Genomic DNA, 24,167 nt, shown 5'->3' on the forward strand with positions numbered 1-24,167 from the left:
GGTAAGTTGTTTCTAAGCATACTCACAATCCGAGGCAAATTGGCATTTACCGTTTGGCTTCAAAGTTGTCATCTAAGTGACCGTATCAGTCATCAAACATCATGAGGGTAATCATTTATCTACTTCAAAAGTAGAATCACTTTTACGAAAAGATTAACACTATGAACCACGTACACATTCATCTTTTAATAACCCATCTTCCGATTTTCGGATCGATCTTGGGTGGTCTTGTAATAGCGCACGGCATCGGTACCAAAAGCTATCAAACAGTAGTTGCCGCGTATTACGTAATAATTCTTTCCTGTGTAGGAGCAGTTATTGCCTATCTCACAGGCGAGGGAGCCGAAGAGGCTGTTGAGGATATTCAGGGAGTTGCAAAAAACATGATTGAGCAGCACGAGGATTTTGCTTTGTATGCTTTAGTCGCATTGATCGCTGCCGGGGTTGTTTCCTTACTAGGCCTTTACCTCACAATAAAGAAATCATCGCTGGCAAATACAGTTGCGTTGGTCACTCTTTTTGTTGCTATCATCAGTTTTGGGTTAGTGGCAAGAACAGGCTATTTAGGTGGACAAATCAGACATACTGAAATTGGTACAACATCACCTGCACCGGTAGGTAGTGAAAAAGATGACGATTGAGTTCTTTAACAAGAAAATAAAGCAAAATGAAAACAACATACTTACTTCCGGCCATTCTCATTATCGTACTTGGTGCATGCAACAGCAAGCCCAACAAGCAGGGCGAAATAGACGATCCGGAATTTAACCCAAACACGACAACACTAAACCCATCAACCATGAAAGGATTTGCAGCAAATATTGAAAAGGATGTTTTGGAGAACAGTAATTTCAGAAAAGTGCTTTATACGGGGCAACACATGCAACTTGTATTAATGACGCTGACGCCTGGTGAAGAAATTGGTGAAGAGACCCATTTGAAAAGCGATCAATTCTTTCGGTTTGAAAGTGGAACCGGAAAATGTATAGTTAATGGAAAAGAATATGGAATAGAAGCTGGCGATGTGGTACTTGTGCCATCTGGTGCTAAACATAATGTGATTAACACAGGAGCTATTGACTTGAAACTTTATACGATATATGCGTTGCCCAATCATAAAGATGGCATTGTAAGGGCAACTAAAGAAGACGCGTCAAAGCATGAAGCAAAATTTGATGGCAAGACAACAGAATAAATCTCTTGCATGGTGATGATTTCGATTTCAGAAACAATGTTATGCTCTCCGCAGAAATCAAGCATCTCTTGTGTTTCAGCAATGCCACCAATGAGGGAACCGGCTACAGATTTTCTTCCCAAAATCAGTGTTGGTGGGGTATTTAAGTGGACTTGAACCAATTCTAAACACGGTTCCAAAAGAAACTAAAGGTTGCCGTACCTTTTTTAGACATCAGTTGTCGCCAATGAGATTCTGATTTCTGTTTTAGCTTTTCTACCAATCTCAATAGTTACTTCATGTTCTTTTTTATCGTTGGTCAACTGAAAAAACTGGCCGGGCTGCATTTCAGCGTCCATAAAAATCTCCGTTGTTTCCCTATCTGAACCCTGATTCACCATAATGTTGTACACTGTTTCTTCAAATCGATATTTCACCGAAAATGATTTCCATGTAACCGGAATACAGGGTTCAACTTTCAACGTGTTGCCTTCCCGCGTCAAACCAAGAAACGATTCCAAAATAAGTTGATACATCCAACCCGCAGAGCCTGTGTACCACGTCCATCCACCACGGCCAACATGTGGAGCCACGCCATACACATCTGCAGCCACCACGTAGGGTTCAACTTTATAGGTGGCTATCTCATTTGCAGTGGCACCATGTTGTATAGGGTTAATTAATCTCAAGAGCTCTTCCGTTTTTTCCACGTCACCCAGTTTCGCAAAAGCCATCACCGCCCAAATAGCTGCGTGCGTGTATTGTCCACCGTTTTCGCGTACACCCGGCACGTAACCTTTGATGTAACCCGGGTCCATCTCAGACGTATCAAATGGTGGATCGAGCAATTGAATCAATCCCTTCTCTCTATTCACCAAAAATTTATCCACAGCTTGCATTGCTGAGCGAGATCGCTCAGGTTCTCCGCCTTCCGACAGTATTGACCAGCTTTGCGAAATAGCATCGATTTTACATTCTATGTTATCTTTTGATCCCAGTGGCGTGCCGTCATCAAAATAAGCGCGCAGGTACCACTCTCCATCCCACGCATGGAGGGCAATATTTTTCTTCAACAACTTTGCGTTCGTTTCACAAGTTTCTACAAAGACCACATCTCCCCGAAGGGTTGCTACCTTTTTAAACCGCATTAGGGTATCGTACAGAAAAAAAGCAAGCCACACGCTTTCACCCTTGCCATCAATACCAATTCTGTTCATGCCATCATTCCAATCGCCCGAGCCTTTTAGTGGCAGGCCGTGTTCGCCAAATCGTAGCGCATGTACAATAGCTTGTTTGCAGTGATCATACACTGTAGCTTGCTGATCAGAGGTGATGGGCAAATCATAATACGATTCTTCGTGCGGGTTTAATATTCTTCCTTGAATGAAAGAAGTAGTTTCGTCAAGTAGTTGTATATCTCCTGTTGTTGAGATATATCTACTCGTTACATACGGAAGCCACACAAAATCATCTGAACATAATGTACGCACACCTCTGCCGTGTGGTGGATGCCACCAATGCTGTACATCGCCTTCGAGGAATTGATGCGATGCACAACGTACTATTTGTTCACGTGTTAAATGAGGTTGTGTATGCATAAGCGCCAGCACATCTTGCAATTGGTCGCGAAAGCCGTACGCTCCGCCCGACTGGTACAAACCACTTCTTCCCCACAATCTGCATGCAAGCACTTGGTACAACAGCCATCCGTTTGCTAAAATATTGATGGACGCATCGGGTGTATCAACTTGTACGGCACTTAATGTATCGCTCCAAAATTGTTTTACCTGTTCCAATGACCGAGAAGCCGCAGCACTTCCTTGAAAACGTTTGATGGTAGCAACCGCCTCTGCTACATTTTGGCCAGCCCCTATCTTAAAAATAATTTTGCGTTCTTTTCCACTCTCCAATTCAAATGGAACTTGTATGGCTGCGCAACTATCCATGCCAGCACCAGATTTACCGGACAGCCGCGTGTGGCTCATTGCTTCCGGATTTTGAAGTGTGCCATTTCGCCCAATGAATTCTACACGATCGGTTGTATACGTGTAGGTTGGTTCGTCCACATCGAAGAAGGCAACATAGTTTTGAAATTCGGTGTTGTACGGATTTTTTGCAATGAGTGCCCCACTGGTAGAGTCCAACTCCGTTACCAGATGCATCACCGATTTAGATCGGAACTCGCCCATTACCCATTCCACATAACCGGTTGCTGTCAGTTTGCGCCAGCGCCCCGATTGATTAGCAATATTGATAACGACAAATTTTATGGGTGATTCCGTATCTACATAAACGCATACTTCTGATTTGATTCCATCTTCGATGTGTTCAAAACTACTATAACCAAATCCATGTTTAGTGATGTACGGAGATTGCCCAAGAGCAGGGCGGCCCATCGGTGACCAAAATTCTCCAGTCTCTTCATCGCGTAAGTAAAAAGCTTCTCCGCTTTGGTCGAGGATCGGATCGTTTTTCCAAGGTGTGATCCTAAACTCATGTGCATTTTCAAACCACGTGTAGGAAGAACCACGCTCCGATACGATGGTGCCAAAATGCGGATTCGCGATTACGTTTATCCAAGGCAGTGGCGTATGCTTTTTTTCATCGATGATGATGATGTATTCTTTACCATCCGCAGAAAATCCTCCCGTGCCATTAAAAAATTGAAGTCCTTGTGGCATTTCCAGCTTACGATGGGTATGTGAATAAGATGTAGAATGAATTAACTTGGGCATCGGAGCTTTGACAGATATTCGTTTGTTTACCTGATCCTCCAGTGTTCCCTTCATATCAGAAATGATAACACGAGCAACGGTCTGAAATAAAATTCGATCTTCGGCTGATACCTGATCGATAGGCCTTACAAAAATCCTCCCTCTTTTCTCTATCGCATGAATGCCAACGCTGGCAGCGATCAAACCTTGTATCTCTTCCTGTAACACATGGCGATAGACACTTGGGTCCTCGTTGAGTACAACCAGATCAACGGCCAAACCATTCATATTCCAGTAGGCTTGTGCTTTAATCAATTGTTTCACGATGGAAATATTTTCAGCATCGGTAATTTGCACAAGCACAATGGGTAAATCGCCCGATATAGAATAACTCCACAGGGCAGATTGACCGCGTTGGTTTTTCAACATCACACTGGGCTGTGTGCGCAAGGCATCATTTAGATAAAGTATAGAACTCGCAAGTTTTCCATAGAGTTGTGCATTGGCTTCGGTCGCCCCAATTTGGCGCAGCACCACTTGGCTATGCGTCCACGATAACTCAAATGCCCGATCGCGTAAGTGGCTGTCCTGATATTTATCCACTAAACTTTGATTGGCTGATTGAGTGTCCGCTACGCCCGTTACTAAATCAATAGTGGCCGATTCGCCCGGCTGTAAGATGATCTGATACTGAATAGAAAACATTGGATCTAAAACAGAACCTTGCGAACCCGAAAGTGGTGTCGTCTGATCCATCACTTGTGGATGACTTATTGAATATCCACGCCCTATAAATTTGCTTCTATCGGTTTCGTACGAAATGCGATCTACTTTTGCGCCTTTTACTTTCATCAAGTGAAACATCCACGGTGGGCGCTCTTCCTTTGACCGCGCACGCCTGGTGCAGATGATGGCGTTTTGATGTTCGTTGATTTCTGTTTGAACAAACAGATTGCTAAAGGCGGGATGTGCCTCGTCAGCGGATGCAGCTGTCAACACCACTTCCCCGTAACTGGTAATTTCCAGTTTTCGTTTTGAGCGCGAGTGGTTGGTAAGTTGTGTACGCCTTACCTCTACATCATCTTCGGGCGAAACTATTATAATAGTGTAAGTATCTATTCCATCATCGCGCCTGCGAAACTCTACGCGGCCTTGCGAAAATATGGCTTCGTAGTGATCGGCTTGTTTTAATGTAGGCTGATGAGCGGTTGACCAGAACATATCTTTATCGCGATCATTGATGTAACAGAATGTTCCAAAATTATCGCATGTGCTATCTTCGCGCCAGCGTGTGACAGCAATATCTTTCCACTTGCTATAGCCGCCACCTGCGTTGGAGATCATCACAAAATACTTTCCATTGGAAAGCAATTGCACCTCAGGCACAGGTGTGTTGGATGTAGTGATGATCCGGATATCTGTAGTAGTAGAAGAAGCGACTATCTTCTCATTATCTGACCCTAGATAATACCCGGTTGACTTAGGCACGCGCTCTTGCAATAACAAAAGTGCGGTTTGAAAATTAGTATCGCTCTCAAACCTTTTTTGCATGGGTTGATCCAATAAAAGATATGCAAGCGAAAGAAGGCTCATGCCTTGGTGATGCGCCATAAACGTTTGTATGACAGCGTGTGGCTGATTGCGCGATAAACGAGATGCAGTAAAATCAATCGCTTCAAAAAAGCCATATTTTCCTTCATATCCCTTGTCTTGTAAATTTTCTAAGTTGGTGCATGCCGCTTGCGGATCGACCATTAATGCCAGAACAGTAGCGTAAGGTGCTATCACTAAATCTTGACCAAGCCCACGCTTAAAGCCAAGCCTGGGAATACCAAATGCTTTGTATTGGTAGGTAAGATGTGCATCCACCAGATTGTAGCATGATTCTGAGATCCCCCAAGGTATGTCGTTCTGTTCGCCATACTCGATTTGCTTTTTTACAGTGCCAATGTTCATTTCATCCAGCAATGTATTTTGATACGTGGGCATCACCAATCCCGGCATCAGGTATTCAAACATGGAGCCGCTCCACGAAAGCAAAACTGGAGTTGTCCCTGCGGTGGTCAATCTTCTGCCCAATGCAAACCAACTTTCTTGTGGCACTTTTCCCTGTGCAATGGCCACGAACAAACCCAATCTTGCTTCCGATGCCAGCAGATCATAGTAGCCCACATCACGTTGTTGTTCCTCTACCTTATATCCAATTGTCAACAAGTGCTGCAATTTGTCATGCAGAAAATCGTACTCCATATCTGCCTGTTCATAGCATTGTGAAGCAAGTTGCTGAAAATTGGTTAAGCGCTCTCTGGCATACTTACTCGATTGATCAGTGGTTTGCTCAAAATGTTGAAGCCATTCATTTTCCGCTTCCGAATTTTCAAGTGCTTGAAGCCGGGTTAATTCAGGTTTTATTTCACGGTCCATTTTCGATAATTCCGCCAGTGTAGGTATTTCAAAAACCACTTTCCAGTTTTTAAATTTCTCTGGTATGGAAAACGCTTCCAGCCAAGGTGCAAGCACCAGTATTTCTTGAATGGTTGCCTCCAACTGGTTTTCAAAAGGAGCGAGCCACACCGTTTCTTTACCTGATGGCTCATGCGTATATAAAAGTGTGTGATAGCGTGTCAACAGATTTTCAAAATGATCTTTGAGTGCAGGCAGTTGAAATGCTTGGGTAGGGATACTATCGAGCAAGTCAATAAGTGCTTTAATCAATTCGGTTTCGGCTGCATCTGTTTGTTTGATGGCCAGCCGCAAGGTGTCTTGTAATCCGGTTAGAAATTTCACCTCAACTATTTTTTGATTAGGCAATGCCAACAATCCTTGACGCAGTGTGAGCAAGTGGCCAGCAAGGTTTCCACTATCTACTGTTGAAATGTAACGAGGATTTAGTACGCTTAAATTTTGGGTATCATACCAATTGTAAAAATGTCCTTTATAACGTTCCAGTTTCTCCATGGTGGCAAGTGCGAGGGAAGTCCGCTCAATAAATTGAGAGGTGGTAGAATAGCCAAAATCATTCGCAGAAAGATTTGCCAACAAGGCAAGACCCATATTCGTGGGCGAGGTGCGGTGGGTGATAACGGGGATTGGATACTCCTGAAGATTGTCGGGTGGAAGCCAGTTATCTTCTACCGTTACCATATTTTCAAAATACGACCAGGTCTTTCTGGCCAGTTCACGCAAATAGACCTTTTGCTCCTCACGCAACTTTGATTTTGATGAAGCAGTTGGTTTGCCTAGCAAGTGTACGATAACAGGCGATGCTATCCACAATAGAAGAAAGGGCGCTGCTATCAATAGTTCCATAGGCCATTGATAGTATAAATACGTACCGATGGCAAACGATACGGTTGGAGCAAACCACATCATGCGATAGGTGGCGAATAAATTCTCTCCTTCTTTTAGCGTAAACCCGGATGGGTTCCATTCCAATAATTTTTTACCTGTGAAGGTAATGCGCCACACGGTTCTAGCGATGGCATCTACACTCACATATGCTTCGTACGGCAAGCAGGTTACAGTAAAGGCAGCCTGAAGAATATTTTTTGAAGTGAGACTGGTTGTATTAGTAATGTGTTGCCGTATGGCAATTTCTTTTGGCTTCCACAATGCGTTCCATACGGATGAAATAAATGAAGGAATGAAAATGATGGCCATGACACTCAACGTCCAAAACCATGAATAAGAAAGTAGCGTCCACCCGGCAGTGAGTAAAAGTGTAAAAGCAATGGGTACAAAGCTGCGCCTGAGGTTATCGAATATTTTCCAACGCGATAAGGCAGAGATAGAATTTTTTGTAAGGCGATTATCTGCACCTCCCACATACGGCAAAAACCAACTTCCTATCTGCCAGTCTCCGCGTATCCACCTGTGTCTTCGGCTAATGTCCATTTCATAGCGCGAAGGATAGTCTTCATAAAATTGCACATCGCTGGCAAACCCACATCGGGCATAGCAGCCTTCCAATAAATCGTGACTCAAAATTCTGTTTTCTGGAAAACGATTGTCCAATGCTTTTTCAAACGAATCAATTTCATAAATTCCTTTCCCAATAAAAGAACCTTCGCCAAATACGTCTTGGTACACATCGGATGTGATGCGTGTATACGGATCAATGCCCGCATCATTTTCGTGCAAGCGGGTATAGCCAGATCGGGTTGCTCCATGCAAGCTGATAGCCAGGCGTGGTTGAATAATGGAATACCCTTCTATCACGCGTTTTTTCTCCTCATCATATACGGCACGGTTGAGCGGGTGCGCCATAAGTCCAATTAACTTCCAGGCAGCGTCTCGGGGCAATTGCGTATCGGTATCGAGTGTGATGATGTATTTTACCAATGTATACACCGTTTCTTCACCAACAATTAATGAGAAACTTTCTTTGCCTTTGCCACGAAGAAGATGATTGAGTGCTGAGAGTTTCCCCCGCTTGCGCTCGTAGCCCATCCAAATTTTATCAATGGCATTCCAAGCACGTGGCCGATGGAAAAGGAAAAAGGTATCATTACTTATTCGCTTATATTTTTTGTTCAGCTCTTCTATTCCTCCTTGGGCAAGTTGCAGTAGCGCATCGTCTGATAGCATCGTTTGCGAAGACGCATCGCGAAAGTCAGTGACCAGCGCGAACAAAAGATTCGGGTCGCGGTTGGCAAGGAAGCGAACTTCCAATTCTTCTATCAGTTTTTCTACTTGCAATGGGTTAGCCAATAGCGTAGGCACAGCCACCAAGGTGAGGTGTTCAGTTGGAATGCCCAATGAAAAATCCATTCGTGGCAGCGGTTTGGGTTTTATCCAAAGCGTGGCCCACCAGTTGGTAAGTGCCAACGCCAAGTGACTTGCGCAACTAAGCGATACAATGGCTATCGCAATTAACCACGCAGTATGCACACCATCGGCCATTACTTTTAGAAGCATACCGCCACCGATAAGTAATGTGAGTAAAATAGCGTTGATGATGTAAATAGCTTGGGCTGCCTGATCAATTTTTCTGCGAAGAACTTGATACATTGTTGATTTAAAACCAGCTATTTTTTCGGTTTCATCGGTGCCAGCACCTACCAAATAATAGCCAACGTGTGCTTTGCGCTGGTCATTTTTATCTTTTACAAATCCTTGTTGGGCAAGTTCAATAACGAGCCGGGCGATTTCGTGTTCCTCTTTTCCGCTTGCTTTGGCAATGCCCTCTACTTTGTGGCGGTAGTCATCGCGCGAATAAAAATCCATGGACGCATATATACCACCTATATCAGCTAGAAGCGTCTGTTCAACAATGCTCATTGACTGAACAAATTCGCGCCAATCCATTTTTGCCAGAAAACGCAAACTGTTGATACTGTTGCTTACCGAAACCTGATCTGCAGCTTGTTTCTGATTCTCAAACAGTATCATGGAGTTAGTCGTATCTTTCGTTCCAGAAAGATGTTGCTCCACCCAGTTGAGCGGCAGTGTCAACTCGGGGCCTTTCCATTGCAACTTGCGTGCAAACTCGGCAACAAACGCACTGACCATGGGCGGGTTTGACCGCGCCATATCGGCAATAATCAAGACCAAATCTTTCGGATTTCTTTCTACTGTTTCAAGTATTTGCTTCGCCCATCGGTTGGCCAAAGCAGAATCTTTTCTATCCACTGCTATGCGGGTTGCCACACGGCTCAGGTTTTCCAGCAACGCAAGCCGCAGCATAATGGGAATGGCCCACAACTCACCAAGAGTAAGATGGGTTACTTGTTGATAGGGGGCTATGAAATTAAGCAGGCTTTGAATGTCAATGTGGCCATCGCTATGGGAAACAATTTCAATGGCAATGTCATATACACGCGGGAAACCATTGCTCAATTTGGGCAATCCTTTGCTATAGCCTTTTGGTAGATAGCGCTTTGCAATACGTATCTGCTCCTCGATTAGATAGAAATTATCGAAGAGCCATTCTGCGGCAGGGCTGATCGATTTTTTATTGCGGATGCTCTCTTTCAGAAGTTCGTTTACATCCACCAGCACCTCTTGGTTGCTCGATAAATCTTTCAGTAAAAGCTCAGGTGACTTTTTTTTACTGATCAAATGTGTGCGAGCGAGGTGTTGCGCATGCTGCTCCATTTGCTCTTTACTTAAAAGCTCTGAACGCAGCGGTGGATTTTCATTTACTTCTTCGTGTGTGAACTTATCTTTCTTGAAGGTAGGCAGCAGCGGCAGCAACAATTTATCAATAACGGGTACGTTCACCTTCATGTTTTTTTAGAACTTTTAACTGTAAGCAATTCAATATCTTTATACCCAATCAAGAACTTTTAACTCTTTCGGTTTTCCAAAACTGATGGCTTTCCCCTACTTGTTCCAGAGCCATCGGGATCAATTCAAAAAATCAAACGAATATCTTATTCAGCTCGCCCGCTAGCATTGGTTTGTAGAGAATGCGAAAAGACGGAGAGTTAGTCGTAGGAACCTCCATCGCACTTATCAATATTAATTTTGTATTCGGATAGTTGGCAACAATAAATTCAGTTTTGCTCCAGCCAAAGCCATCGGGTAGGTTATTATCGAGTAGAAGATAATCTGGCCTTACTTGTTGCAATAAGCCAAGCCCAGTAGCAATCGAGTTAGCCACAAATACTTCACAGTCTTTTTTAGAAAAATATTCCTTCATCAAAAAGCCAAAATCTGCTTCATCATCAACAATCAACACTTTTTTATTTTTCATCTTCTGACTCTGGTGTTTTCAACCCTATGAGTATAAAAACCTTACCAATAAACAAACACTCCCTAAAGGGTTAAACTGGGTCAAAAAGTAGTATTGAGGAATTAATGCGGAATTAGTGTAGAATAATTTCTACATCGCGCTTTTTATATCGAATCTATGCTTACATTGAGTGCTACCAAATAGCAAGTAGAATAGCAAGGGGGCAGGGTTTGTATAGTCCAGATCAGGGCAATCGTCTATTAACATGTACCCATTTACACAGATTAATTAGCATTAAACAATGGCAAACAAAGCGTTCTCTATATTATTGGCCGATGATGATGAGGACGATTGTTTTCTGTTCATAGAGGCATTGGAAGAAATACAGGTAGCTACCAAGCTAACTACTGTGCAAAACGGGGAACAATTATTGTATCTACTTGAATCAATGGAAGAAGAACTCCCTCATGTTTTGTTTCTGGACCTCAACATGCCGCGCAAAAATGGCTGGCAATGCTTGGAAGAAATAAAGCGAAGTGAGAAACTAAAGAAACTTAAGGTGATTATTTTCTCTACCTCGTTTCAGCAAGATGTAGCTGACCAGTTATTTAAAAATGGCGCGCTGCACTATATCCGCAAGCCAGGTGATTTCTCACAACTCAAAGAACTAATTCTTCAAGTACTGATGATCTTACAGAATGAGCAACTTCACCCATCAGGCGATTACTCTTCAGGGCGAACAAAAGCCAACTACGTGCTTCTTCCAACTATTGCTTCGTGAAAAGGAATACCAAACCAACCAAAGTACTTTCTTCCAATTTTTTTCCCGTGGTGGGCATTGGTGCTTCGGCTGGCGGCCTTGATGCTTTCAAAAAATTGCTGAAAGCTATACCAGAAAACTCTGGAATGGCGTATGTACTTGTACAGCACTTAGACCCCAATCATGAAAGCCTGCTGCCCGATTTATTGCAAAAGGTGACTGTCATCCCTGTATTAGAGATTACCGATGATATACGGGTGGAGCCCAATCACATCTATGTGATACCCAGCAACAAAATGATGGTGGCCAATGATGGTGTGTTGCAGCTCACTATGCGTCCACTAAAAAATAAAAATGAGCGAAATCTGCCCATAGATCTTTTCTTTACCTCGTTGGCTGAAGTTCATCAAAGTCATGCTATTGGTGTGGTGTTATCAGGTACGGCCTCCGATGGTACCTTTGGGTTGAAAGCTATTAAAGATCACGGTGGGCTTACTTTTGCACAAGATGAAAAATCTGCTGCCTATGGCAGCATGCCAAACAGTGCCGTGCAGGCAGGTGTAGTAGACTTCGTTCTCTCGCCTGAAAAAATACCCAGCAAAATAATCGAGTTGACTAAAAGTATAAATGGCTTAGGCCACGAGGCAGAAATCACCACTTCTTCTGACGAAGATACCTTTAGGCAAATTATTTTACTCCTTCGGATCAGAAGGGGAACTGACTTTACCTATTATAAAAAGAGTACCATTCGCAGAAGAATTCTTCGCAGAATGGCGCTAAGTAAAAGGGAAGCACTCAGTGACTATTTGAAATATCTTAGAGAAAATAAAACGGAACAAGATGGGTTATATCAAGACATGCTCATTCCAGTCACCTCTTTTTTTCGCGATCAAAAATGTTTTGATAACCTCACCAAGATAGTATTTCCGCTTATTACTAAAAATAAGAAAGTCGGAGAACCTATTCGGGTATGGGTAGCTGGGTGCAGCACAGGCGAAGAGGCCTACTCCATTGCCATTTGTCTGGAAGAATTCTTTGGAGACCAAAAGGAAACGTATCAAATTTTTGCCACCGATATTAATGAACAGTGTATAGCCAAGGCGCGCACAGGCATTTACACCAAAAAGGAAATTGAAAAATTAACGGTTCAGCAACTCAACCAATTTTTCACAAAGAAAGACGGAAACTACCAGATCAATAAAACCATACGCGATACGTTTGTTTTTGCTGTTCATAATTTCTTGAAAGATCCTCCCTTCGGCAAAATGGATTTGATCAGTTGCCGTAATGTGTTTATTTACATGGAGCCTTATCTACAAAAAAAGGCACTTACCCCTTTTCACTATGCGCTCAATAAAAAAGGATTTCTACTGCTCGGCAAATCCGAAACTATTAGTGGCGTCACCGATCTCTTTGCCTCGGCTGACAAGACAGATAAATTGTTTACACGCAAAGATGTACCCTCAAAACTGACTCATTCCGCAAGCAGGCAGAGTGAGCACTACTTAGCTGATCTAACTCTAAACCTACGGAACGAACCCCCGCGAACCGATTTCCAAAAAACAGCTGACGACATCATACTAGGCAAGTACACCCCGGTGGGCGTAGTGGTGAATGAAGCCTTGGACATTGTTCACTTTCGCGGCAGCACAGGCAACTATTTAGAACAAGCACCAGGCAAACCCAGCTACCAAGTATTGAAAATGGCAAAGCATGGATTAGCTTTTGAACTTCGAAATCTTTTGCACAAAGCCAAGAAGGAGAATAAATCTGTTGCTAAGAATAACATTCCGTTCAAAATCGATGGCCATCCCAACCAGATAACTATCGAAGTGATTTCATTGCCAAATATTGTAGAGCCTCATTACCTCATCCTCTTTCATGATGGTTCGGCAGCGCCACAACAACCAAAGTTGAATGGCAAAAAAGCATTCAAGGTAAAGGCTGATCAAAAGGACAAACGCATAGAACAGTTGGGGAACGAACTTGCGCAAACGCATGAAGACATGCGTAGCATTACCGAAGACCAAGAGGCTGCTATTGAAGAACTGCAGAGCGCCAATGAGGAATTGCTAAGTAGTAGTGAAGAAGCGCAAAGTCTCAATGAAGAGCTGGAGACCAGCAAGGAAGAACTGCAAAGCACAAATGAAGAGCTCATTGTAGTAAACCAAGAACTGATCAACTTAAATGAGCACCTGACAGAGGCAAAAGAGTATGCTGAAGCCATCATAGCCACTATACGTGAGCCTCTGCTTGTATTAGATAATACGCTACGTGTAAAAACAGCTAATCAAGCTTATTACACGGCATTTAATGTTAAGGAAACACAGGTAGAAGGCAAATTAATTTATGAGTTGGACAACCAGCGATGGAACATACAGGCTCTAAAAAAATTACTGGAAACAATCCTCCCTGAAAAATCGGTGTTCAATGATTTTGAAATAAAACAAACGTTTTCAACTATTGGGGAGCGCATTATGTTGCTGAATGCGCGCGAGATCATAAAGGCCAACAGTGAAGAGAAACTGATTTTACTTGCCATCAAAGACATTACGGATAGAAAAAATCACGAGCGGCAAATTCAAGAGCTCTTGCATCGATTTCAGAGTATGGTAGCCCAAGCACCCGTCTCCATTTGTATTATAAGAAAAGAAGGGTACTATGTAGAGTTGGCCAACGATGCCTACTTGCAGTTGCTTAATAGGGGAAGAGAATTTGTTAATAAACCCCTTTTCGAATCAATACCTGAATTGATACCTCAAGGTTTCAAAGATCTTCTTGATGAGGTAATGCGAACAGGTGTTCCGTTTTATGCCGATGAAATGGAAGTGCCATTTATAAGAAAGGATAGAAAGGAAAGCGGATTTTTTAGTTTTTGCTATCAGCCTCTGGTCGAACAAGATGGAAGTATATCAGGAGTGATTGCAGTAGGCTATGAGGTGACCGAGCAAGTGATTGCAAAAAGAAAAAACTTGGAAGATCAAGCCATCCGTTCAGCAGAATTGGAAGAAAAAGTTAAAGAACGTACGGCTGCACTTAAAACGTTGAACGAAATACTAAAGCAAGAGAATGAAGAAAAAGAAAAACGCGAAGCCGAATTGGTGGCGGCCAACGAGCAACTTGCTATTCAAAATATAGAAAGAGAAAAAAGAGGAACGGAGTTAGTAACTGCTAACCAAGAGCTGGAATCGTTTACGTATGTAGCTAGTCACGATTTGCAAGAGCCCCTGCGCAAGATACAGACGTTTGCTAAAATGATCGAGGAGAAAGAAGGGGCTACTCTTAGTGAAACAGGCAAAGACTATTTTCAGCGTATGGGCAATGCAGCCAACCGTATGCAAGTCCTTATTGATGATTTGCTTTCCTATTCACGCAACAACACCAAGGTGCATAAGTTTGAAAACGATGACCTCACGAAAATTGTACAGGAAGTTATTACTGATTTCAAAGAGACAATTGAAGAAAAGAAAGCAACTCTTGAAACGGGTGATCTTGGCACGGCTAATGTTATTCCTTTTCAGTTTCGTCAGCTCATTCAGAACCTAATTGGCAATGCGCTCAAGTTTTCCAGCAGCAAAAGGTTACCCCACATTATTATTAAGAGTGAAATGCTAAAAGGGAGTAATATTCCCAATAAAACGGAATTTGCTCAAGGAAAAATACTGTCAGAATCAATCTATCATCATATTTCTGTAGCTGACAATGGTATTGGCTTTGAACCAAAATTTGAAAAAAAGATTTTTGATTTGTTCCAAAGGCTTCATGGAAAAGAGGTGTATGCAGGAACGGGAATTGGCTTAGCCATTGTGAAGAAAATTGTAGAGAACCACAATGGCATCATAACTGCAAAGGGTGAACTAGATAAGGGTGCCACGTTTGACGTCTATTTCCCTGAACTTGGTGCTAACAATAGTATTTAAGTATGATCAAACTATAGAACTTTGTAAACAAGAGTATCTGTTATCAAACCAAGAACGAAGGCAAGCGAAGCATGCTACCTAAGAGACTTTCCTCTCGGTATCTGCATTACCCTCAAATACACTAGAAATATGGAAATGACGGGGAGATAATTCCATATGCTGATGGACGTACGCTACGCATTCTTTGCTGATACTGAAATCTACCCGTGGTGTCCTAGATGTAGTATTTGCTCAATAATATTTACCTTAGATGCCAATCTGGAATTGCGTTAACTTTCATGACGAAGAACATATTTAAAAATACACAGCCTGTTTTTACAAATCAAAATTGCGTTCGTTTAGTAAAAGGTGGAAGAGCCTATTTTGAATTGCTTGAAAACATGATTGATCAAGCAAAAGATTCCATTAGCTTTCAAATCTATATTTTTGATGAAGATGCAACAGGTAAGACCATTGCCACCGCTTTAATAAGGGCTGCCAAACGAAACGTGTCAGTACATCTATTGATCGATGGTTACGCGTCACAAAACTTTTCAACTGAATTGGTTAATGAAATGAAAAGTGTTGGAATCCATTTTAAATGGTTTACTTCCTTTATCAAAAATAAAAAGGTGTATTTGGGCAGGCGCCTTCATCATAAAATTGTGGTAGTCGATAGCTTTCGAAGTTTGGTTGGAGGTCTAAACATTAGCGATCGATACAACGATTTTCCAGAAAGTGTAGCTTGGTTGGATTGGGCTGTTTATTCTGAAGGGGAAGTTTCTGAAGAATTGGAGTTGGTTTGTAAGAAACGAATGATGGATTATTCTCTCCGCTTTCAAAACCATCGCACCCCAACCGTCAACCTAAGCAATAAGCAGACTTGTTCAATCAAAGTAAATATAAATGATTGGGGTGCACGCAAATCAGACGTTACCAAGAGTTACTTGGCCATGTTGAAGAGAGCATCTTCTCGTGTCATCATTATGTCTCCTTATTTTTTACCAGGGCATTCTTTTCGAAGAAAACTTCGACAAGCTACGCAGCGAGGCGTTAGCGTGCAGGTGATATTGACAGGAATTTCGGATGTGTTGTTGGCGAAACTCGCTGAACGATACTTATACGATTGGCTCATGCGCTATAATATTCAAATTTATGAATATCAGCGCAGCGTGTTGCATGGAAAGATTGCCACCTGCGATAGCAAATGGGCAACCGTGGGTTCTTATAATGTCAATAACTTAAGTGCGTATGCAAGCATTGAGCTAAACTTGGAAATTTTGAATGATGCATTTGTGCTACAGACAGAAGGAACTTTAGAAACTATTATCGAAACCGAATGTGTTCAAATTACAAAAGATTCCTACCAACGGGAAATAAATTTTGCCAAGCGCGTTTTACAAGGGATTGCTTACAATCTTTTGCGGTTTATGCTTGTGTTATTCACGTTTAGAAAAAGTCAGCAGGAATAGGTGAAGGCACTTCGGCAGCATTTTAAGAATAGATAATCCCCTTAAGAGTTCCCTGCCAAAAAAATAAGTAAAGGCTCGTTAATCACCCCCCATTCGTTTGACCAACGACTTTAGTGATACCCAATTCCATTCAGCAAACCGTCCACGTTGCACAACCAACAGATTTTCAGTTGGCTTTTCTAAATAATAATGAAACGTGAAGCGGGTGGATGTTTTTTCCCAGCCTCCAATTCGGCCAAACCTCAGATCATTAAAGATCAAGCCATCACTTAATTTCTCTGCGGTATAGTATCCATTTGAAAATTGTAATAAATTCTTCACCTCAGAATTTTGTAAAAGGCCATTTAGCAACCACTGCTTGCGATCGAAATAAGTAAAATGAATACCTGCTGAGTGATCAAGGATCGATCGATAGCCAATGTAATAGCCGGAGTCGCTCTTGGCTACACAGTACCATAATAAATTATTAAGTGCTGTGGGTGTTGTAATATACCCTTCATAGGATATTTTTTGATTTTTTAGGGAACTCTCCACTTGCTGATTGATGGATAATTTATTTTTTATACAAAAGCCTAAATAAAAGAAGCTCAAAAGCAAAGCCCCGCTTGCCCAAAATTTTCTGTTGGGATGACTGCCACGCAAGATCAATAGTGCAATACATGAAATGCCCAATCCCACGGAAAAAAGAGGATCAATAACAAAGATTACATTAAACGAAAAGCGCTGGTTACTGAACGGCTCCAGCCATCCAATGCCATAGGCATTCAAGCTGTCAATCAATAAGTGTGTAAATATTTCCAATCCGATAAACATCATCCAATGTGTAAGTCCAAAATTATCTATTCGTCTCCACCGGTGGGCACAATATGCGATAACAAGCGACATGAGTACAGCAAAGAGAAATGAATGACTAATGCCCCGATGGAATAGAATATTCTCAGTGGGAGACAAAAACAATCCAGCTATGATATCAATATCCGGCAGGCTTTGATAAACGGCACCCACTAGCATAGCACGTTTGCCCATTACCTTTCCGGCATAGGCTTGACCTATTAATGCGCCAAGGGCTATGTGCGTCAATGAATCCATATTGTGTAACCGAGTTGTAAATATACCAGATTTGCAAATGATCTTTGTCAGGCAATTTCTCACACTTGTGTAGAATTTTCTACTCAACTGTTAAGGATAAGTCACGATTAAAGAGCGCATCAAATCGATTCGAGAAGCATCAGTATCTTGTGCATGCTAATGGCCGTTTTTGTTTTGTTGTTTGTAGGGTTAGGAGCAGCGTGGTGGTTGGGCGAATCACTCCATAACATGAAACTTGGATTCTTTATGGTGAGTGGGATTTATCTCCTTCTATTCATTGGGGTGCTCATTGCCTCCCGAAAACTGATTATCCCACGTATCCGAGATGCCATCATTAAAAAGATTTATGAACAAGATTAGCAACTATACTGAATTGATGGCCGAGCAAAAGCTGATAGAGGCAAGAATTGCTGAACAAAAAGCGATTCTCAACAAAGGTATTTCGGCCTTAAAAGACAAGGTAGAGCCATTTTTGTATCTATTGCCCATTCTAAACATCTTTAAAAAGAAAGACAGCAACACCTCTCTGTTAAAGTTCGCCACCTCTGCCGGAATTGATTTATTGGTAGGACAAAAGTTTTTGTCTAAATCAAATTGGTTGATGCGATTGATTGTGCCCATGCTCGTAAAAACATTCTCTTCGAAAGCAATTGTTGGACGAGGGGAGGATAAATTGTAAAACGTAGAGTAGTATGTTTCTTAATTAGCAATAAAGAAATAAACTATTTCACTTTCCACGTTCCGAATCTATTGAATGGGTAAATCACTTTTGTAAGAGAAGGAAAAAAAGATACCGTTTCCAGTATCTTTTTTAGAAACTATAATGCGGAAATTATTTTATGCAATTCGTCTTTTGTTTTTCCCAGTTTTACTTGAAGCTTTCCCATCATTTCTTCTTTTTTGCCTTCGGCAAACATTAAGTCGTTGTCAGTCAGCATGGCAAACTTTTTTTTAAGTTTTCCTTTCTGTTCGTTCCAGTTTCCTTTCACTTCTGTTGTGTTCATTGTTATTGGTTTTAAAATCCCGCATCTGGCGGTTCAGCTATAAATAAAATCTTTTATCGACCTGTACTTGTTAATTAAAAAGTGACTTCTTGATGCTTTATTGGTTCACATCCCTCGCTTGATTTAGGAGTGATGGCGTGAATCAATTCCACCTCACACGCGATTGACACTTCCTCGCCCACCATCATTCCACCCGTTTCGATAGTTGCGTTCCAGTTTAGACCCCAATCACTTCGGTTGATTTTTCCTGTTAGCGTAAAACCAGCCCTTTCATTTCCCCAAGGATCTTTTATGATCCCTCCAAATTCAACCTCTAGTTTTACGTTTTTGGTTACACCAATCATCATGAGTTCACCCCAAAGTTCATGGATGCCATCTGCCCCTTTTTTTGCAATTGTGCTTGACGTAAAGGTGATTTGCTTATGCCTCTCAAGATCAAAAAACTCCGAACTTTTTAAATGATCATCTCTCTTTTGGTCGCCAGTGGATATGGAGGATACATCTATCCATAGATTGATTTCGGCCGTTGTGAAATCTTTGCCCGTTGTAAATATGTTCGCATCAAAAACTTTAAACGAGCCTTTTACAGAGGCAATCATCAGATGCCGCACTTTAAATGAGATTTCGCTATGCGATTGGTCAACAGTCCATTTAATTTCTTTTGTCATTATGTTTTATTTTAAAGTTCTCGTTTAATAATTATGTCGTTACCTAAATGCCTGTATTGGGTCTCATAAATCCGCCTCAATACTGGCTTAATCGAAACCAGCGCGCCTGACTACGCATCAAATGTGGTACTGTTTACTTAGTTGAGTATTACAGAATTCTTCAGATTGGTTACATGATTCGCATATACCGAGCAGGTATTGGTCGATATTCATAACTTGTAGCCATGTTATCGACAGACACTAATCGTCTTGCTTCATTTTGGAATTTGTCCAAAGAAGATGCCCTCAATAAAATTTCAAGTTCTACTACTGGGCTTACGTCCTTTTGGCAAGAAAAAGGAGCAACAAATTCAGTAGAGGCGTTGTTAAAAATGGTGCAAATAAAATGTCTCGTTCTGCGGACGAGAAAGAAGTAGAGGTACAGATTGAGAATCTAGTTTTAGATGATGTTACCTTGCTGTCTGCAGGATATGTAGTACCAGCAGGCTGTTTGTTGATGGAGTCTAAAGATCTCTATATTGATGAAGCTGCGTTTACGGGCGAAACTTTTCCTGTAGAAAAAATTGTGTTGTAGTTTCGGCAAATGCTCCGTTAGCGAAGAGAACCAATTCGCTCTTGATGGGTTCGAATGTCCTCAAAGGCAAAGCAAAAGCCTTGGTAATGGCCACAGGCCCCCAAGTTTATATCGGCTTTGTTTTTCTTTTTCTCCACTTCACCAACTCAAACCACACTACCGATACAAACCCAACTACTATGCTCATACCTAGCTGCGACAAATTCAGTTGTTCAAATTCAAAGAATTTGGTCAAAGGTTTTACGTACAGTAAAAGGGCAGTCAATAAAATGGTTACACCGATGATCAATGGAACTAGATTGTTTTTGTATTTCATCGTAGCACTAATTGAATAGTAAAATGAGCGGTTGACCAATGTTAAAAATATATTGGCCGTCACTAACGCAGCAAAAACCATTGTCCTTGTGTGCGGCTCACTATATCCCTGGTTCACCGCGTATTGATAGATGAACAATGTTCCTAAGGTTATCACCAATCCTTGAATGATGCTGGTAGTTAATTCTTTCCAACTGAAAAATGTAGTGGTGAAGGGCCTCGGTTTTTGAACCATGGTATTTTTCTCCATGGGTTCGTTTTCATAAATAATAGAGCAGGTAGGTCCCATGATCAGCTCTAAAAAGATAATATGGATAGGCGAAAATATATTGGGATAAATCCATCCCAATGCCAACGGAATAAAAACGGTAAGAATGATGGGTATATGAATGGAAATAACAAATTGAATGGCTTTTTTGAGATTGCCATAGATTTTTCTACCCATCGCCACGGCATCAACCATTTTAGAGAGGTCATCTTCTAAGAGAACCAACGAAGCGGCTTGTTTGGCAATCTCCGTTCCTTTTTTTCCCATCGCTATGCCAATATGTGCGGCCTTTAGTGCGGGGCCATCATTGACACCATCACCTGTCATGGCCACAATTTGATTTTTTGCTTTCAGCGCATTAATGATCTTAAGTTTTGCGTCAGGAAACATCCGCACAAATACGCTCGTACTTAAAACTACTTCTTGTAATTCAGACTCTGGCAATTTTATGAGTTCATCGCCTGTAATGCTCTTTTCAAAGCCTTTAAATTCAACTTGTTTTGCAATGGCCAATGTGGTGGCTGAATTATCGCCTGTAATAATTTTTACGGCAATGCCAGCTTTATAGAAATTTTCTAGCACGGCCTTAATATTTTTCTTTGGCGGATCAGAAAATGCCACAAGACCCTTGAATGCAAATTGAAATTCTTGTTGAGCATTAGGAAAATTGTTATCCTTAAGATTTGCTTCTCCAACCGCTAATAATCGGTATCCATCGCTGGCCAGTGTTTTTATGGCTTCTTCAATCTGTTGTTTCTGAATTACAGTAAGTTTGGATAACGCCATTAATGCCTCCGGTGCACCCTTGGCAGCAATAATGCGGTTGCTCGAGTCATTTTCAAAAATGTGTGTCATCATCGGAGGTTTTCCTCCTAACGGATATTCATGAACCATTTTATAATGAGGCCTTTCATCTGCAGCCATTGAGGTTGTGTATGCTTGATGAATGGCTACCTCCATCGGGTCAAATGGAATCGGTTCACTCGCCCACATGGCCAAGCGGATGAGTGCTCTATCATCGTCATTGAATTTTTCTTCTGGATTCGAAATGGAATTGGTAGAGAGCACAAAGAGTTTTGCTAGGCTCATTTTATTCTCGGTTATCGTACCTGTTTTGTCCGTACAGATAACCGAAGCACTGCCCAAGGTCTCCACTGTTTTCATTTGCTTTACCACAATGCCCATCTTCATCATTCGCCATGCACCCAGTGCCATAAATGTGGTGAACGCAATTGGAATTTCCTCAGGTAAAATACTCATGGCTAACGTAAGCGCTTGTAACAAGCTACCCAGTACATTGTAGGAATGGAAGTAGTTTATTGCCCAAACGATAAGGAAGATAGCACCACCAACAATGGCCATCTTCTTTACGAAATTGTTTATTTGCAATTCAAGAGGCGTCTTCTCTTCCTTTATTTCCTCCAAACTTTTTCCTATTTTACCTAGCTTAGTTTGGCTACCGATAGCGGTGATGGTGGCAATCGCTAACCCACTAGCCACCGTTGTTCCTTGATAGATTAACTTGTTTTCTGCTGTTTCGTCTTTGTGGACAGATAATGCTTCACCCGTCAGTATAGACTCATTTGCCGAAAAATCATTGGCGTGCACAATTAATCCATCTGCAGCGATAGCTGATCCTTCTTCAACGACTAAACTATCGCCCACTACTAGTTCTTCACTCTTTATCTCTTCTGTTTTTCCATTGCGAATGACTTTACACTTGGGTTGGGTAAAGTCTTTCAATTTCTCTAATGCATTTCTACTTCTGGAATCTTGAAAAGAGGAAATGAGTGAAACCAGTACGATCGCAGAGGCGAGGAAGATCCCATCGGTAGTTTTTCCGCTGATGAAGTAAATGGAAGAGGCCACCAATAACAGAATAATCATTGGGTCCTTCGCATACTTAGCCAAAGCACTAAGAAATCTATTTTCTTTTTTATACTCTGCTTTGTTGAGGCCAAATTTCTTTCTCGACTCAAGAACTTGGTCTGCCGTTAGGCCTTGTATATTGAAATGATTTGTTGGCATGGTTTGAGCATCTATTGCATCGATCTAACTGATCAACTGTTTGTTGCTAGAAATAAGTTGCCCCCTTTTTATGTAGTCAATAAATGTATGCATAAACCAATGTTTACTGTATTCGAGCAAGATACAAAATCCTTACCAATGCCCGTTTACCCAAGCAACCCCTCTTCTTGATTTTCTCCAATAACCTGGGCTATAAGCTCTCCCTCTTCGTGGCATTGCCCACTAGCCATTGCGCTGCACATAGTTGCGCGAAGGTCTTTCATATACCCAGCCATCCATTGACCCAAATAGGTACAGTGCTCGGTTGCTGAGGCCTTGGCATTTGTACCTGAACAGGTTCTAATGATACATAATCTAGTTGGCAACTGACACAGATAATATTACAGCCAATAAACTGAGCGATAGGGAAGGTCTCCTAGTTTTCAATTACATTTTATCACACTCTGCCGCGCATTTAAGACAAGCCTCCGCGCATTTTTTGCAATGATCCATGTGTGTATGTTTTTCACACTCTGATGCACAATCGGTACAGATTTCTGCGCATAGCTTACAAAACTTCTTGGTAAAATAGAGTGGGTGTTCGTCAGACCTTGCCAAGAATGCTGCCGCCATACGGCACATATCAGCACAGTAGCGATCTAGCTCCACGCATTTCGCTAATATTTGCACCTCTTTTTCATGGATACAAGAAGTAGCGCAATGCTCACAGGCTGCTGCACAATCGTTGCAGGCATCAATACATGCTTTAAATTTTTCGTGACTCATATCATCCGCTATTTAGTTGCCAGTTTAAAATCCACCTAAAATCCTATTTCTTCATATCCCAATCTATGCCAACAATTATTTCATTTTTTCTTCCCATCAGTTGATAAGGAGGATTGTACCCCAGAAAACGAAAATTGCCATTGTAAGAAATGCCTTTTTCCTTCAATGAGTTTTCTAATTTTTCCGTATAAAACTTTATATCCTTTTCTGAGGCAAAGCCTTCAAATTTAATGGCCGCTACATATTCATCCGGGGCCGTGTCAATCTTTACCGCAGGGTCATTGGGCAATGGCAAGCTATCTTTTGTGTCAACCGCGGGCATGATAAAACTCATAGAAGATAGTGAATCCGAGACCTTCATGCGAACAGGTGTGGTCATCGCGATTTGCTTTCCGTCTTTATTGCCTCCAAAGATGTAGTTGGCTAGTTTCTTAAATCCAGAGTTGCCCAACTCTTTATGTGATTTTAAAGAGCTTGTGATGGTTGCCATAGCGACAGCAGGGTAGAAGCGTATTTCAAAATCCTTTTCAGTGCGCAATACATCATACTTTTGTGACTCCGATTTATTGGTTGACATAACAACGTAGGTTTGAAAAATAAAGAAAAGGCCAGTTAGAACAGCAATAATGATCATAGGGATTTTTGATTTTACGTGCCACCATTTTTCCATCACGTAAACCTGCTACTTTGGAATTGAAAAGACATTACACAACTTTTTGAATAAGTTATGGAATTCACATCTCTAGTCGAATCCAGCATCG

The 24,167-nt window shown here is 41.7% G+C and carries 16 protein-coding genes; 8 read left to right on the forward strand and 8 right to left on the reverse strand.

The genetic code is table 11. The features are described from left to right. Positions 1 to 161 precede the first annotated feature (161 nt). Both KA713_02280 and KA713_02285 read left to right on the forward strand, forming a co-directional pair. Complete coding sequence (locus KA713_02280) at positions 162 to 641, forward strand: hypothetical protein (protein UXE67454.1); 480 nt, start codon at positions 162 to 164, stop codon at positions 639 to 641. A gap of 26 nt (positions 642 to 667) precedes the next feature. Then, the gene (locus KA713_02285; protein UXE67455.1) at positions 668 to 1,195 is read left to right on the forward strand and encodes a cupin domain-containing protein; all 528 of its coding nucleotides are present in this window, start codon (positions 668 to 670) and stop codon (positions 1,193 to 1,195) included. 206 nt (positions 1,196 to 1,401) lie between these two features. Here the strand turns inward: KA713_02285 and KA713_02290 are convergent, their stop codons facing one another. Beyond that, positions 1,402 to 10,116 (reverse strand): cyclic beta 1-2 glucan synthetase, encoded by an 8,715-nt coding sequence (locus tag KA713_02290; protein ID UXE67456.1) that lies wholly within the window; start codon positions 10,114 to 10,116, stop codon positions 1,402 to 1,404. 133 nt (positions 10,117 to 10,249) lie between these two features. Then, positions 10,250 to 10,585: a response regulator gene (locus KA713_02295; protein UXE67457.1), complete on the reverse strand. Its 336-nt coding sequence runs from the start codon at positions 10,583 to 10,585 to the stop codon at positions 10,250 to 10,252. Between the two features lie 280 nt (positions 10,586 to 10,865). Here KA713_02295 and KA713_02300 point away from each other — a divergent pair, with 280 nt between their 5' ends. The 3 genes from KA713_02300 (at position 10,866) to KA713_02310 (ending at position 16,695) form a co-directional block, all read left to right on the forward strand. Further along, a complete protein-coding gene (locus tag KA713_02300) occupies positions 10,866 to 11,345 on the forward strand; it encodes a response regulator (protein ID UXE67458.1) in 480 nt (159 codons plus the stop codon). Next, positions 11,342 to 15,244 carry a PAS domain-containing protein gene (locus KA713_02305; protein UXE67459.1) on the forward strand — a complete coding sequence of 1,301 codons (3,903 nt, stop codon included), beginning with the start codon at positions 11,342 to 11,344 and terminating at the stop codon, positions 15,242 to 15,244. The genes KA713_02300 and KA713_02305 overlap by 4 nt, the downstream gene beginning before the upstream one ends. A gap of 278 nt (positions 15,245 to 15,522) precedes the next feature. Continuing rightward, on the forward strand, positions 15,523 to 16,695 hold the full coding sequence (locus KA713_02310; GenBank protein UXE67460.1) for a hypothetical protein: 1,173 nt from the start codon (positions 15,523 to 15,525) through the stop codon (positions 16,693 to 16,695). A gap of 78 nt (positions 16,696 to 16,773) precedes the next feature. Here KA713_02310 and KA713_02315 read toward each other — a convergent pair whose 3' ends face one another. Further along, complete coding sequence (locus KA713_02315) at positions 16,774 to 17,784, reverse strand: metal-dependent hydrolase (GenBank protein ID UXE67461.1); 1,011 nt, start codon at positions 17,782 to 17,784, stop codon at positions 16,774 to 16,776. Between the two features lie 159 nt (positions 17,785 to 17,943). Here KA713_02315 and KA713_02320 point away from each other — a divergent pair, with 159 nt between their 5' ends. Together KA713_02320 and KA713_02325 are read left to right on the forward strand one after the other, a co-directional pair. Next, on the forward strand, positions 17,944 to 18,144 hold the full coding sequence (locus KA713_02320; protein ID UXE67462.1) for a hypothetical protein: 201 nt from the start codon (positions 17,944 to 17,946) through the stop codon (positions 18,142 to 18,144). Next, positions 18,131 to 18,463 (forward strand): hypothetical protein, encoded by a 333-nt coding sequence (locus tag KA713_02325; protein ID UXE67463.1) that lies wholly within the window; start codon positions 18,131 to 18,133, stop codon positions 18,461 to 18,463. The genes KA713_02320 and KA713_02325 overlap by 14 nt, the downstream gene beginning before the upstream one ends. A 139-nt stretch (positions 18,464 to 18,602) precedes the next feature. Here the strand turns inward: KA713_02325 and KA713_02330 are convergent, their stop codons facing one another. After that, positions 18,603 to 18,788 (reverse strand): CsbD family protein, encoded by a 186-nt coding sequence (locus KA713_02330; GenBank protein UXE67464.1) that lies wholly within the window; start codon positions 18,786 to 18,788, stop codon positions 18,603 to 18,605. A gap of 74 nt (positions 18,789 to 18,862) precedes the next feature. Continuing rightward, positions 18,863 to 19,456 carry a YceI family protein gene (locus KA713_02335; GenBank protein UXE67465.1) on the reverse strand — a complete coding sequence of 198 codons (594 nt, stop codon included), beginning with the start codon at positions 19,454 to 19,456 and terminating at the stop codon, positions 18,863 to 18,865. A 385-nt stretch (positions 19,457 to 19,841) separates the two neighbouring features. Here KA713_02335 and KA713_02340 point away from each other — a divergent pair, with 385 nt between their 5' ends. Then, the gene (locus tag KA713_02340) at positions 19,842 to 20,030 is read left to right on the forward strand and encodes a hypothetical protein (protein ID UXE67466.1); all 189 of its coding nucleotides are present in this window, start codon (positions 19,842 to 19,844) and stop codon (positions 20,028 to 20,030) included. A 106-nt stretch (positions 20,031 to 20,136) separates the two neighbouring features. Here KA713_02340 and KA713_02345 read toward each other — a convergent pair whose 3' ends face one another. From KA713_02345 to KA713_02355, 3 genes are all read right to left on the reverse strand, one after another. Next, positions 20,137 to 22,641, reverse strand: a complete 2,505-nt coding sequence (locus KA713_02345) for a cation-translocating P-type ATPase (GenBank protein ID UXE67467.1) — start codon at positions 22,639 to 22,641, stop codon at positions 20,137 to 20,139. Between the two features lie 426 nt (positions 22,642 to 23,067). Then, positions 23,068 to 23,406, reverse strand: a complete 339-nt coding sequence (locus KA713_02350; protein ID UXE67468.1) for a four-helix bundle copper-binding protein — start codon at positions 23,404 to 23,406, stop codon at positions 23,068 to 23,070. Positions 23,407 to 23,449: 43 nt separating this feature from the next. Next, positions 23,450 to 23,983, reverse strand: coding sequence for a heme-binding protein (locus tag KA713_02355; protein UXE67469.1), 534 nt, complete (start codon positions 23,981 to 23,983; stop codon positions 23,450 to 23,452). Between the last annotated feature and the right edge of the window lie 184 nt (positions 23,984 to 24,167).

Source organism: Chryseotalea sp. WA131a (assembly GCA_025370075.1).
Lineage (GTDB): Bacteria > Bacteroidota > Bacteroidia > Cytophagales > Cyclobacteriaceae > ELB16-189.